The organism is Sulfuricurvum sp. (genome assembly GCF_022759005.1).
GTDB lineage: Bacteria > Campylobacterota > Campylobacteria > Campylobacterales > Sulfurimonadaceae > Sulfuricurvum.
Genome location: NZ_JAEMQA010000076.1, coordinates 1 through 14018 on the forward strand (window position 1 = coordinate 1; position 14018 = coordinate 14018).

The window sequence follows — 14018 nt, forward strand, 5'->3', positions numbered from 1 at the left end:
AACCGATCAATTTTGCGCAAATGTACCGTGAGCATAAAGCCCACACCGATTTCAAAGGCAAAAGCAGCAGCGACTGGGATGAAAAATCTGCCGATATGGCAGCCTCCGTCATCAACAGTCCCTACGTGAACGACTTCATTTCCCGTATGAATATCACCGGAGATGAAGCGGTTCTCGACATCGGATGCGGACCGGGTACTCTTGCTATCCCTTTGGCAAAAAGGGTCAAAGAGGTGATCGCCATCGACTTCTCTGCGCAAATGCTCGAAGAGCTAAAAATCTATGCAGCGCGTGAAGGGGTGACTAATATTAAAACATATCACATAGGGTGGGAGGATGATTGGAGTGATCTCCCGCAAGCGGACATCGTCGTAGCATCCCGTTCGATGGAAGTTCACGACATCGAAGCCGCCCTTGTCAAAATGTCCTCTCATGCTTCTAAGGCGTGCTACCTCACCTACAAAGTGGGAGGGAGTTTCGTCGATATGAATATCCTTGATTACATCGGCAAAAAGGTGAAAACCAAGCCCGACTACTGGTACATCCCGATCATCCTCTACTCTCAGGGCTACCTCCCCCGTATCGATTACATCGAAACAGGTCGTGGAAGTGTTCGTGCAGGTAATGAGGAGGAGTTCGTTGAATCGCTGATATGGAGCGTCCATGAGTTGAACGACGAGCAAAAAACCAAAGCCCGCCAATACTACCGAGATGTCATTGTCGCACAAAACCGCCCTCCCCGATCCGTCAATTGGGCATTTATTGGGTGGGAGACCTCAATATGATACTTCTCAATGACCATGAGCTTGAAACTCTCCTCGCTGAAGATGTCCCGTACGGTGATCTCACCACCGCATCACTAGGTATCAAGGATCAATGCGCTCGCATCACTTTCGCCACCCGGGAACGTCCTCTCGTCGTCTCCTGTACCGAAGAGGCGGTACTGGAGTGGATATGATCGTCACCTCATCACCTTACAGCGCAGAACCTGCCGACATCAAAGTGAGAATCGAACCGCTATGAACACCCTGAGCGCCATCCTAACTGCCATCACAGCCTCCGAACACCTCAGCATCCTCACCGTTGCTGTGGGGGAAGATCATTTTCATCTCCTCCTCGCCGAACAGTGCCATGACACGATAGGAACACCGCTCACCTTGGCATTCAAAGAGACCGAAGTACTCCTCACCCCAACTTCTACCACTACAACCGCCAATATTCAGCGCGCCGTAGTTAGCACAATAGAACAAGGGAGCGTCCTCTCCCAAATCACCCTCGCCTATCACGAATACACCCTTACCGCCCTCGTTCCGACACTCACCTTTAATACTCTGAGCATTGACGCGGGGGATGAAGTGTTTTGGATGGTAAGTCCAAGCGAAATATCACTACTGCGAGGTCATCATGGAATCTGAATTTTTGAGTACGATGGCACTCACTTTTAAACTTGCGGCGATCACGACCGCTATTTTGCTGTTTATCGCGATTCCTCTCGCCTCTTTTTTGGTCTTCTCCAAAATGCGCTTCAAAAGCATCATCGAAACGATCGTGAGTATGCCACTCGTATTGCCCCCTTCGGTACTAGGATTTTATCTCCTCCTCGCGTTTAGCCCTGCTTCTGCCATCGGGAATTTTTTGACCGAACACGGGATACACTTAGCATTTAGTTTTGAGGGGCTGGTGATCGGTTCCGTCCTCTTTAGTTTGCCGTTTATGGTGCACCCGATCCAATCCGCCCTCGCGCAAGTCCCCCATTCTATTTTTGAAGCCTCCTATACTTTGGGCAAATCGAAATTTGAAACGATGGTGCGCGTCATCCTCCCTATGATCCGTAGCGGTCTGATTTCGGGGATTACCCTCGCATTCGCCCATACTGTTGGAGAGTTCGGAGTCATCCTGATGATCGGTGGCAATATCCCGGACGAAACCCGAGTCGCCTCCATCGCTATCTATGACGAAGTCGAGTCGCTGAACTATGCGATGGCGCACCAATACGCCCTTACCCTCTTTGTCGTCACCTTCTCGATACTGCTGCTGGTCTACACCCTCAACAAAAAATCGCTTGGAGGGATTCAATGATTACGATCGATGCCAAAAAGAATCTCCACACCGCAACGGGAGATTTGGAAGCACACTACGAGCTCTCCGTTTCCAACGGCGAGTTTATCACCCTGTTCGGTACTTCAGGAGCGGGTAAAACGACCCTATTGCGATTGATCGCGGGATTAGAGAAACCCGATAGCGGAATCATCGAGGTGAACGGCGACGTTTGGTTTGACAGCGCACGCCGTATCAACCTCCCACCCCAACAACGCAGTGTCGGCTTCGTGTTCCAAGACTACGCCCTTTTTCCGAGCATGAGTGTGCGTGAAAATCTCCTCTTCGCGGCTGAGAATGAGGAACAGCGGCGAAATGTCGATGAGCTGATTGAACTCGTCGAACTCTCCGCGCTCTCAGATCGTCACCCCGACACCCTCTCAGGGGGGCAAAAACAGCGGGTCGCATTGGCTCGTGCATTGGTACGTCGCCCCAAGATATTGCTCCTCGATGAGCCTCTCTCGGCACTGGATCCCTCTATGCGCCAAAAGCTCCAAGATGAGCTTGCGCTGATCCATTCCAAATTAGGGGTAACCACCCTACTGGTCAGTCATGATATTACCGAAACGGTGAAACTTTCCGATCGTCTCGCATCGGTCGCATCTGGGCAAATCGAAAAGATATGTTCTCCGATGGAATTTTTCTCTCCCCATGCCCTCAGCGGCAAACTTCAGCTTGTCGGCGAAGTGCTCAAGATCGAAAAGGACGATCCCGTCTTTATCATCACCCTTCTCGTCGGCTCTTCCCTCGTCCGCACCGTAGCGAGTGCCGATGAAGCATCCTTGCTCAGCGTTGGAGCTCATGCGATTATTTCTACCAAAGCGTTCAATCCGATCCTCATTCCTGTGACTAAGAGAACTACTTCACTGTTGATTTGACCTTTTTTGATCTCGTTGGGTGCACTTGTTTTCATGACACTCCTTTGTTATTACTGTGAATGTCTACGGTTATGTACTCACCCCTGAAAAACTAAATACATCCCTAATGAGCGGATAAACTGCTCTACCCTCTTGAAGCGATAAAGCAACTAGAAGAAAAACGGCAAAAAAACGAATTTATACCACTTTGTATAAAGATCAACACTCGCATTTCATATCGCTAGCTTTGAACCCTTCGCTTATCTGACGATGGGTGAGAAAAAACTCATCGACCACTGCGCGGAAATGGATGGGATCATCGATACGGTTTATTTGATCGCGTAACGCTGAAGCCCCTTCATACCCTTTGGAATAGGTATGTACGTGTTTGCGAAATGTCACAACACCGCGTGCTCCATAAAAGTTCACCATACCATCCAAATGTTCCATAATGATAGCATGTTTGATCAGTGGATCAACCGTCGCACTTCCGGATTTCAGCTGATGAAAAATCCACGGTGCCCCTACCGCTCCACGGCCGATCATAATACCATCGCATTTGGTGTGTTCGAGTACCCATTGCGCCTTCTCAAAGGAGTCAATATCCCCATTGGCAATTACGGGAATACCGATAGCGGCTTTAATCTCACCGATGGCGTCATAATCAACAGGTGCTTTGAATTTTCCTACACGGGTACGCCCGTGAACTGCAAGAAAATCAGCACCGCACGATTCGACCAATTTGGCAATCTCGATATGATTTTTCGACTCGAATCCTAAGCGTATTTTGACACTGAGAGTCGATTTATTGGAGTTTTTTTTGATTGTCTCGATAATCCGTGCCATACGAGGTAAATCGTTCAACAATGCACTCCCCGATCCGTGACAGACGATCTTCGGCACCGGACACCCGCAGTTGAGATCGATAATGTCTATATCATCTACCCCATTGAGTACCTCTACGGCACCTCGGACTATATCCTCTTCCGCTCCGGCGATTTGAACCGAATAGGGATCTTCGTTGGGACTGCGTTCTAACATTTTGATCGTTTTAGCCGATCCGTATGCGAGTGCATTGGAGCTGATCATCTCACTGACCGTCAAATCGGCACCGAATTTTTTGACGACATTGCGAAACGGTAGATCGGTGTATCCGGCTAAGGGAGCAAGAGCATAAACGGGGGTTGAAAAATCAAGTTTGGGAGTCATACAAAATTACCTTGGAGAAAGGGAGCGCAAATGCGCTGCCGCTGTGGTTAACAACTGCGACGAAGGAAGATCGCGATGTCGTAGTGTTTGTTCGCTTTTTTAAGATCACGGTACGCTTTGAAAATCAAATAATCGTTATTGGCCGTATTGTTTAAAATCTCATTTGCCGTATCGATCATTTGCAAATCATAAAGGGTGTAGAAGTACCCTTCCATCGCGTCATCGTTTTGTTCACTGAGCATCTCGAACAAGCGGATACGTTGTTCTGGAAGCATGTTTTTTGCCATTGCTTCGGAGAGATCGATCCAATCATTGCTATCGAGTTTCATAGAGGTTAAAAGAGGTACTAACTCTTCATTAGCGATTTGGATACCGTTTTCACTTGCATTAATCCGTTGGAGGAAATCGATCAAAGATGCTTTGGTAAAAAGGTGTTTGAACTTCATAATCGAACCGACCGATGCAGTTTTCACATAGGTTTCATACGCTTTCGCACAAACAATCTCACCGTAGCTATCCGGACGGGATAAGATACTATCTGCATCAATTTCACCGCGTTCGAAACGGTTTAGATTATTTTGGATAGCGATTGACGTCGTTGAAGGCAAATGAAACTTTTTAATATCCACTTTTTTATTCTCTTTGACATCCCGCATCAGTTGCAATACGTCATCGATTTTTTCGTTTCCGATAGAGCGGAGGGTATCAAAAGGGATCAACAAAGAGTGATCGATCAATTTTCCCATCAATTTGTACGGTTCGCTTTTATAAACATAATTGCGCTCCCTTACTCCGAGCAATGCATCACGGAGTGCATCGATCATTTTTTCATGATCTTTATTCAAACGGCGAAGCTTGAAATTTCCGACAAGGGCATAAACTCCCATATGAAGCAAGCTCGCAAGATACATAATAATGAGCGGCACGACGACCCAAAATGCAACCGGCAAGTTCGGGAAATGGATCCCCAATAAATCAAATGAAATCGCTTCATTGTCGATTGAATAAACCGCAGCAGCGACTAATATTATTAAAATTAACGATGCGATAGTATACCGTTTGAGCTGCATTATTAATCCTTTAGTGTTTGTTTTTTTCGACGATCGGGCGGCAGACGATACAATATTTAGCGTGTGGTTTTACTTTTAAACGCTGAAAACCGATGTCATCTTCACACATTTCGCAAATACCGTATTGCTTCGATTTTATCTTTCCAAGAGCCACTTCGATCTCTTCAAGTTCATGCATTTGCTGCGAACCGATCGCATTTTCGACCATATTATCATTGCTGGCAGAGGCAAAATCACCTTCGTCATTTAATTCCATCTCACGTAATTGATTCATTTCACTCTCAACGCCGGTAAGATTTTTGATTATCTGAGCTTTACGTGTCAGCAATATTTCCTCAAAATACTGCAACTCATGGTCTCTCATCAATGCTCCTCATTTGTGATACGGATGGTTTGCCAACAATGAATAGGCACGGTAAATCTGTTCTAACAGTACCGCTTTGGCGATTTTGTGACTCATCGTCATCTCCGAGAGACTGATAGCCGCATCGCATTGGTCTACGAAACTTTTTTCAAAGCCGTAAGCCCCGCCTATAAAAAATTGCACCGAAATTTTATCACTTATAAGCTTACTAAATGCAAAACTATCCATTCTTTTCCCATCAGGATGGAGTGCAATCGAGTAATTTTTTCCCAACATGGGCGATAATAATTTCGAATACGCGGCTTGAGATGCTTCGGCACTGATTGTGTGCGCTTTAACTACCTCTTTTGGGAACAATTCAACGTCATCCACTTTGGCAAAACGGGAGATCATTTTCATCTGTTCTTGGTAAAGAGGATCATACAGTGAGCGCTCTTTTTTGGCTATGGTAATAATCGATATATTCATAGCAGTCCACTACCGATTACTTTGTACGAAACATGATGAAAAACATCGTCTAGTTTTACCCCGCCGATAGCGGCTACAGGGTGTTTGGAATGAGACGCAATCACATCAAGCTGATCACCCAACACTTTTGCTTCCGATTTAGTAGAGGTAGCTCTATACGCCCCTAATCCGATGTAATTAATCTCCAGAGAATTGGCAATCTCGATCTCTTCGAGGTTATGGGTGGAGAGACCGACTATTTTATCCTCACCGATCGCCATTTTCAAAATTTTAATTGCACGCGAGGGATCAGCATCGATTGCGTATAAATCTTCTTGACCGATGTGAACACCGTCACAGAATGATGAGAGTTCATAGTGATCATTAATAATCAAAAACCCTTCCCACATACGGCGCAAAGCGATCAAGTCGGATTTGATAGACGCGACGTCGGCATGCTTGTTACGGTATTGGAGTACTTCGGCACCTAACGATTTGGCACGCTCTGCAAAAGAGAGGAGATTGATCCCTTTTTCTCTGAGCATATCCGCATCACAAAGAGCGTAAATCTGCATTGTTAGGGGAGGAGAAGTTTGAGCATATCACTCAGTGTCTCTTTGAGTTCGCTACGTTCTACGATCATATCAATAGAGCCTTTTTCGAGTAAAAATTCCGCCCGTTGGAACCCTTCGGGCAAATCAGACCCGATGGTTTGCTTGATAACACGCTGTCCTGCGAATCCGACCAATGCACCCGGTTCTGCGATAATAATATCACCCAATGTTGCAAAAGAGGCACTCACCCCACCCATCGTCGGATCGGTGAGAAGCGAAATATACGGTAGTTTCGCATCGGCTAATTTTGCCAATGCTGCGGATGTTTTGGACATTTGCATCAAAGAAAATGTACTCTCCTGCATCCGCGCTCCGCCGCTGGCGCTGACGATGATGAGTCCTTGTCGTTTCTCCAGTGCACGGTTCACTGCGCGGACAATTTTTTCCCCTTCAACCGAACCGAGTGATCCACCCATGAAGTTGAAATCGAATACGACCAATTGTGCAGGAACCTCGTTAATGGTACACTCACCGCTCACGACGGATGAGTAGGTTCCATTTTTCGCGTATCCCTCTTCGACGCGCGCCGCATAGCTTTTTTTATCGACAAAGTTCAACGGGTCAACCGGACGGAGATTTGCATCGAACTCGACAAAGCTCCCCTCATCAGCGATCAACGCAAGGCGCTCTTTAACGCCAATACGGAGGTGAAATCCGCATTTAGGACAAACATGGTTTTGTTTTTCAATCTCTTTGTAGTACATCAATGACTGACAAGAGGGGCATTTTACCCAGTGAGACGGAGCCTCGCTTTTCGTGGGTTGTTTTTTCTTTTCGGAGTCCCCGAACAGGTTAAATAGACTCAAAAATACTCCTTTTCTACAATCAAACGTATCTGCTCAAAAAGCTCTTTATCCGCACTGATGAGGATATATCGTTCATCGCTATATACATAAAGATGCCGACTCAAATAGAGGCCGGCTTGGATATCGTATGGTCGCATTGTACCCAAAAATAGCACATATTTCACATAAGGGGCATACGCCAGCGACAGAGCAAGGGCTCCGGGGGATCTGAATTTCAGCTTTTTTGCCATCAATTTTTCTACCAGAACTGGATGTTCGGGTGCTTTCTCAAAAAGGCCGATTTTTGCTGAATTGTTCGTCACAATCGCCTCTTTGAGGGTACAATCTTGGACTGATGTGCGGTAATACTCATCTGAAGTTCGGACAAACAGATCGCCGTTAGCCAGATTGCACACAACGGCTTCGGTTGTCTCCCCCTCAACGACGCGAGCAATCGAAACACCGTAATACGGGAGGCGTGAGACAAAATTGTCGCTTCCGTCAATCGGATCGAGATAGATGCACGTAGAAGATTGAGGGGACATCCACCCGCTCTCTTCGGAGAAAACCGATCCGAAAGGAGAGAGATATTTAAAACAGATTGCTTCGGCTTTGAGGTCAACACCGTTGCTGATGTCACCGCCAAAACCCTCTTTATGGAGAGTATAGAGGGTAGAATTCCCCTCACGGATAAGAGTGTCAATCTCTTGACACGCAAGGAGTGAGGCCTGAATAAACGGGTTCATTATCCCAAGAGCGATTTTACGATAGAACGTGCCGCCTCACGGCCGTCATACGCCGCAGTAACAACCAAATCGGCCCCGCGATAACAATCTCCGCCGGCATAGATTCCGGCAGTTGTCGTTTCATGTTTGTCATTAATGATGATTCCGCCCCAGTTGTTGACAGAAATACCGTTTTCCGCCAAGAAAGCCGGTACACACGGATCAAAACCGAGTGCCATGATGATTACGTCAGCGTTTACGTTAAAATCACCCCCTTTGACCTCTTCCATTTTTTGACGGCCTGATTCGTCTTTGGCACCCAAAACGGTTTTTGCCATGTGGATGCCGACCGCTTTGCCGCTATCGTTCAAGATCACCTCTTTCGGAGAAGCATTAAACGTAAAATCAACCCCCTCTTCAATCGCGTTTTTGTACTCTTTTACCGATCCCGGCATATTGTGTGCATCACGGCGATACAAACAGGTAACGTTTTTCGCCCCTTCGCGTTTTGCGGTACGAACGCAGTCCATAGCAGTATCACCACCGCCCACAACAACAACGTCGAGATCTTTGAAATCGAATTTTTTATCGTACGCTAGAGCGAAATTTTTGCGTTGCACCGCCGTGAGGTAATCGATCGCGGCATAAACATTCGATGCATTTTCTCCCGCAATGTTGGCTGTTTTGCTTTTCGTTGAACCGATACCGATAAAAACGGCATCGTGCTTGTCGGCAATTGCGTCGAACTCGATATCTTTGCCCACTTCGCAGTTCAAAACGAGTTCCAAGCCCGCTTCCAACAAAAGATTCACTCGGCGTTCTACAATTTTTTTGTCCAATTTAAAGCTTGGAATACCGTACGTAAGCAATCCGCCCGCTTTGTCGGCACGCTCATACATCGTTACCGCGATTCCCGAACGGAGCAAATAGGTAGCAGCAGAGAGTCCCGCAGGACCCGAACCGATAATCGCTACTTTTTTATCCGTGGTAATTCCCGGGAAATACGGTTTCAACCCTTGTTTGAACCCCTCTTCGTTAATAAACGTCTCAATCGCACCGATCGTAATGGCACCATGACCGTCATTCAGGGTACAATCCCCCTCACACAAACGGTCTTGAGGACATACACGCCCCATCACTTCGGGAAACGGCGATGGCTCATTGGAGAGGTTGAATGCGAATTTCAAATCTTTTTCTGCAACTGCTTTGAGCCATTGCGGAATATAATTGTGAAGCGGACATTTGTTCAAACAAAACGGATCACCGCATTGGATACAGCGATCGCTTTGTGACGAGGCATCACTTGAACCCATCGGTTCATAAATCTCGCTGAAATCTTTTAAACGTTGCAATACAAGGCGTTTTGCAGGATCAATTCGCTCAATCGTTAAAAATTCTCTCATATTTCTTAGTCCCCTTTGTCCGGATTGAGTGGCAATTTAGTTAAATTTTTAGGGCGAACAAGCCAGAAATTACGGATTTCTACACGGAAATTTTTCAATAATTCTTGTGCCATTTCGCTTTCGGTTTCAGCAACGTACTCTTTCAATAATCGTTTGAGATAATGGCGTGCTTCGTCTCCATCATCGGTATCGATGCGCAATGCATCGATCAACTCACGATTGACGTTTTCGACAAAACTGTGGTCTTGGTCGTAGACGAACGCAAAACCACCCGTCATACCCGCACCGAAGTTAATCCCTGTTTTACCGAGGATCACAACAACCCCACCGGTCATGTATTCACACGCGTTGTCACCTGTCCCTTCGACAACCGCCATAGCACCAGAGTTACGAACGGCAAAACGTTCTCCCACGGATCCGGCAATAAAGAGTTTCCCGCCGGTTGCACCGTAAAGACAGGTGTTTCCGCCTGCACTAAACGCTTCACCTTGGTTTTGAGAGCGGATAACGATTTTACCGCCATGCATCCCTTTACCGATATAGTCGTTTGCAACACCCTCCAAACGGATCGATACACCGTTAATCAAGAATGCACCGAGAGCTTGTCCCGCAATCCCTTTGAGATTGATTTTGATCGTATTGTCTTTAAGACCTGCATCACCGTAGTAATGGGCGATCTCACCGCTGATACGGGCACCGAAACTGCGATTAAGATTACAAATGTCGCGAACGATTTTTACCGGACGTTCCGGATTTTTAATCGCATCCATCGCTTCTGCAAGCACCTCTTGTTCAAATTCATTCGCATCGAACGGTTCGTTTGATGCGGCCTGAACGGTATTAACACCCTCTTCGCGGTGCAATACGGAGCTGAAATCGAATTTCTGCGCAAATTCATTATCAACGACTTTAAGAAGATCGCTACGCCCGATCATCTCTTCCATTGTACGGTATCCGAGCTGCGCCATAATTTTACGAACGTCTTCCGCCAAATAGGTAAAGTAGTTGATCAGTTGCTCAACCGTTCCGGTGAAATATTCGCTTCGAAGTTTCTCATTTTGCGTAGCAATACCGACCGAACATTTATTGACGTGACAGATGCGGAGCATTTTACATCCAATAATGGTCAATGCACCCGTTCCGAACGCATAGCTCTCCGCGCCGAGCAATGCCGCTTTTACAATATCGGTACCGGTTTTCAATCCACCGTCGGTTTGAACGTGTACCAAGCCGCGAAGATTGTTCACTTTGAGGGCGTTATGCGCTTCGGAGAGTCCAAGCTCCCACGGGTTACCCGCGAATTTGATCGACGTGAGCGGAGCGGCACCCGTACCGCCGTCTCCACCGGAGATAATAATTTTATCGGCATACGCTTTGGCAACACCCGCAGCGATGGTTCCGACGCCCGCAGAAGAGACAAGTTTTACCGCCACTTTTGCATTCGGATTGACTTGTTTCATGTCAAAAATGAGCTGCGCCAAATCTTCAATCGAATAGATGTCATGGTGCGGAGGAGGCGAAATCAATGTGACACCCGGCATCGTATAGCGAAGACGTGCGATCAATCCGCTTACCTTATGACCCGGAAGCTGTCCGCCCTCACCCGGTTTTGCCCCTTGAGCCACTTTGATTTGAATCTCTTCAGCAGAGCGGAGGTACGCCGGAGTGACCCCGAAACGTCCAGACGCGACTTGTTTGATTTTTGAGTTTTTGAGCGTTCCGAAACGTGCAGAGTCTTCTCCACCCTCACCTGAGTTGCTTTGAGCGCCGATGGTGTTCATTGCGACGGCTAGACACTCGTGCGCTTCCGGAGAGATCGATCCAAGAGACATCGCTGCCGATGCAAATCGTTTGAAAATAGCCTCTTTCGGTTCGACTTCACTGATGTCGATCGGTGAGCGATCCGATTTAAATTCAAAGAAATCACGGATGAATTTTTGACCGCGGCCGTTGACCAATGCGCTGAGTTTATCGAAATCTTCCCGTTTCCCTGTTTTTGAAACACGGTGGATCGCATGGATCACATCCGGATTGAAATCGTGGTGCTCTTGAGCGTTGTAAAATTTATAGAATCCCCCGATTTTCAATGGGAAAATTTTATTGAAGCCGCCTACTTGAAATGCCTCTTTATGATTGCGTTCCAAACGTGCATCGATATCTTCATAGCTAAGTCCCGGAATCATCGCATGGGATTCGCCGAAACACTCATGCACGATCTCACGGCTTAAACCGATAACGTCAAACAACCCTGAGTTGCGATACGATGCGATCGTCGCAATCCCCATTTTTGACATGATTTTAAGAAGTCCGGCGTTAAGTGCATGATGGACTGCTTTGAACGCTTCAGAACAGTTGATGTCATTGACACTGCTCTCCGCACGTGCCGCAACCGTAGCAAACAATAGTGTCGGATACACCGCACTCGCACCGTATGCGATCAAGATCGCCGCACCGTGTGAATCGATCACCTCAGAGGTACACGCGACGATCGATGCCAAATGACGCACTTTTGCGTCTAATAACGCACGGCTAATGCGCCCTACCGCCATTGCCATCGGAATCGCTTTGTGGTCACGATCAAATCCACTGTCATTCAAAATGACGATACGGACACCCTCTTCGCGAACCGCTTTGACAACCTCTTCTACCAATGCTTCCAGCGCTGTTTTCAAAGAACCTTTATATGCGGTAGAGAACTCTTGATTCGTATAAAACGGTTGATAACGCGGAGATTTTTTATCCCCGAACGATTTGAGTACTTCGAGTTTTTCACGAACGATAATCGGTGAAATTGCTTTCAAACGATTAGCGTGCGATGGGATTTCATCAAGGATATTGTGTGTTTCACCAAAACCGGTATTCAAACTCATAACCACTTTTTCACGAATCGGGTCGATCGGAGGGTTAGTTACTTGCGCGAAGCGTTGTTTGAAATAATCGGAAAAGTGGCGTTGAACGCTACTAAATGCAGCCAAAGGAGTATCATCTCCCATCGATCCGACTGCTTCTTTACCATCACGCATCATCGGTTCGATCACCTGTTCAACCACCTCTTGGGTGATGTTGAAATAGCGTTGACGCTCGATCAACGTCGACGCATCGTATTCACAACGGGTGACGTATTGCTCATCAACATGCTCTTGGAGATAGATCATGTGATCATTGAGCCATTTCATGTACGGGTTAGAGGATTTGAGATATTGGTTAATATCTTCGTCTTTGAGGACTTTTCCGAATTTCAAATCCAACCCGATCATTTGACCCGATTGCAAACGTCCGCGTTCTTTGATTTGATCTTCCGGAATATCAATAACCCCATATTCGCTCGCGATGAGGAGGGTATCATCATTGGTAATAATGTATTTTGAAGGGCGAAGACCGTTACGATCCAGTACACACCCGATGTAGCGTCCATCGGTCAATGAAAACGCCGCAGGACCATCCCATGCTTCGAAAACGGTAGAGTGGTATTCGTAAAACGCACGGAGTTGAGGATCCATGTGCGGAGCATTTTGCCACGGTGCAGGGATAACCGCACGCGCCGCTTTAAAAAAGTCCATACCGTTAATAATCAAAAACTCAAAGAAGTTATCGGCACTAGCACTGTCCGAACCGCCCGGTTGGAGGATCGGCAAAAGACGTGCGATCTCTTCGTCGGTAAATACTTCACTCTTAATCGATTCGGATTTTACCGCTACATTGAAACGGTTTGCTTCAACCGAGTTGATCTCACCGTTGTGGGCTACGGCACGAAACGGTTGAGCCAAACGCCATTTTGGAAGAGTATTGGTGGAAAAGCGTTGGTGGAAAAGGGCAAACGAGATTTTAAACGTTTCGTCTTGCAAATCAACATAGAACTCTTTGATATGCGTCGGCATAATAAGCCCTTTGTATGATACGACGCGAGCTGACATGGAAGCGATATAAAAATCTTGATCTTCTATCAAAGCATGTTCGATCTCTTTACGGCTAAGATAGAGCAAGGCATCGAAACGCTGTGTCGCCATCAACGAATTCGGAGTGACAAAAATATGGTAAATTTCTGGCAATGACGCAAGTGCCTGTTCACCCAATGCGTTTGTATCAACTGGAACTTTACGGTTCAAAACAACTTTGAGATCGTTGTCGTTACAAATTTTTTCAAAACGCTCAAGCTGTTTACTATCACGGGTAAATACCACGGCAACCGCATACATTTCCGGTAACTCGACACCCGCATTTTGCGCGACAGAACGCATAAATTCATGAGGAAGGGAAAGGAGCAATCCGCTACCGTCTCCGGTTTTACCGTCTGCGGCAACCGCACCACGGTGCATCATACGTTCTAACGCAGTAATAGCATTTTCCAAGTTTTGATGCGAAGGACGGTTTTTGATATTGGCAATCAAACCGAATCCGCAGTTATCTTTAAATGATCGTAATAGGTCTTGGTATTCCACTCTAATCG

The 14018-nt window shown here is 46.7% G+C and carries 14 protein-coding genes; 5 read left to right on the top strand and 9 right to left on the bottom strand.

All coding sequences use genetic code 11. The annotated features are described in order from the left end of the window. The 5 genes from JHC35_RS05020 to JHC35_RS05040 all read left to right on the top strand — a co-directional run. Positions 1–785, top strand: a 785-nt coding sequence (locus JHC35_RS05020; RefSeq protein WP_295042620.1) for a class I SAM-dependent methyltransferase, incomplete at its 5' end; no start/stop codon positions are given. Continuing rightward, positions 782–958, top strand: a complete 177-nt coding sequence (locus JHC35_RS05025) for a hypothetical protein (protein ID WP_295042621.1) — start codon at positions 782–784, stop codon at positions 956–958. The genes JHC35_RS05020 and JHC35_RS05025, both read left to right, overlap by 4 nt. Positions 959–1019: 61 nt before the next feature. Then, positions 1020–1415, top strand: coding sequence for a hypothetical protein (locus JHC35_RS05030; protein ID WP_295042623.1), 396 nt, complete (start codon positions 1020–1022; stop codon positions 1413–1415). Beyond that, positions 1405–2079, top strand: coding sequence for a molybdate ABC transporter permease subunit (gene modB, locus JHC35_RS05035; protein ID WP_295042625.1), 675 nt, complete (start codon positions 1405–1407; stop codon positions 2077–2079). Before JHC35_RS05030 ends, modB begins: the two co-directional genes overlap by 11 nt. Beyond that, the gene (locus JHC35_RS05040) at positions 2076–2975 is read left to right on the top strand and encodes an ATP-binding cassette domain-containing protein (RefSeq protein WP_295042627.1); all 900 of its coding nucleotides are present in this window, start codon (positions 2076–2078) and stop codon (positions 2973–2975) included. Before modB ends, JHC35_RS05040 begins: the two co-directional genes overlap by 4 nt. A gap of 198 nt (positions 2976–3173) precedes the next feature. Here JHC35_RS05040 and JHC35_RS05045 read toward each other — a convergent pair whose 3' ends face one another. The 9 genes from JHC35_RS05045 to gltB are packed head-to-tail and all read right to left on the bottom strand — an operon-like array spanning position 3174 to position 14016. Continuing rightward, positions 3174–4163 (bottom strand): tRNA-dihydrouridine synthase, encoded by a 990-nt coding sequence (locus JHC35_RS05045; protein ID WP_295042629.1) that lies wholly within the window; start codon positions 4161–4163, stop codon positions 3174–3176. Between the two features lie 47 nt (positions 4164–4210). Then, positions 4211–5233, bottom strand: a complete 1023-nt coding sequence (locus JHC35_RS05050; RefSeq protein ID WP_295042631.1) for a hypothetical protein — start codon at positions 5231–5233, stop codon at positions 4211–4213. 10 nt (positions 5234–5243) lie between these two features. Beyond that, positions 5244–5597, bottom strand: coding sequence for an RNA polymerase-binding protein DksA (gene dksA / locus JHC35_RS05055; RefSeq protein ID WP_295042633.1), 354 nt, complete (start codon positions 5595–5597; stop codon positions 5244–5246). A 9-nt stretch (positions 5598–5606) separates the two neighbouring features. Next, positions 5607–6065 carry a 23S rRNA (pseudouridine(1915)-N(3))-methyltransferase RlmH gene (locus JHC35_RS05060; RefSeq protein WP_295042635.1) on the bottom strand — a complete coding sequence of 153 codons (459 nt, stop codon included), beginning with the start codon at positions 6063–6065 and terminating at the stop codon, positions 5607–5609. After that, the gene (locus tag JHC35_RS05065) at positions 6062–6619 is read right to left on the bottom strand and encodes a thiamine phosphate synthase (RefSeq protein ID WP_295042637.1); all 558 of its coding nucleotides are present in this window, start codon (positions 6617–6619) and stop codon (positions 6062–6064) included. The genes JHC35_RS05060 and JHC35_RS05065 overlap by 4 nt, the downstream gene beginning before the upstream one ends. A 2-nt stretch (positions 6620–6621) precedes the next feature. Continuing rightward, positions 6622–7464 (bottom strand): acetyl-CoA carboxylase, carboxyltransferase subunit beta, encoded by an 843-nt coding sequence (gene accD / locus JHC35_RS05070; protein ID WP_295042639.1) that lies wholly within the window; start codon positions 7462–7464, stop codon positions 6622–6624. After that, the gene (locus JHC35_RS05075; protein ID WP_295042641.1) at positions 7461–8189 is read right to left on the bottom strand and encodes an inositol monophosphatase family protein; all 729 of its coding nucleotides are present in this window, start codon (positions 8187–8189) and stop codon (positions 7461–7463) included. Before JHC35_RS05075 ends, accD begins: the two co-directional genes overlap by 4 nt. Then, positions 8189–9571, bottom strand: a complete 1383-nt coding sequence (locus JHC35_RS05080) for a glutamate synthase subunit beta (RefSeq protein WP_295042643.1) — start codon at positions 9569–9571, stop codon at positions 8189–8191. Before JHC35_RS05080 ends, JHC35_RS05075 begins: the two co-directional genes overlap by 1 nt. A gap of 5 nt (positions 9572–9576) precedes the next feature. Next, positions 9577–14016 (bottom strand): glutamate synthase large subunit, encoded by a 4440-nt coding sequence (gene gltB / locus JHC35_RS05085; RefSeq protein WP_365996485.1) that lies wholly within the window; start codon positions 14014–14016, stop codon positions 9577–9579. Positions 14017–14018 lie beyond the last annotated feature (2 nt).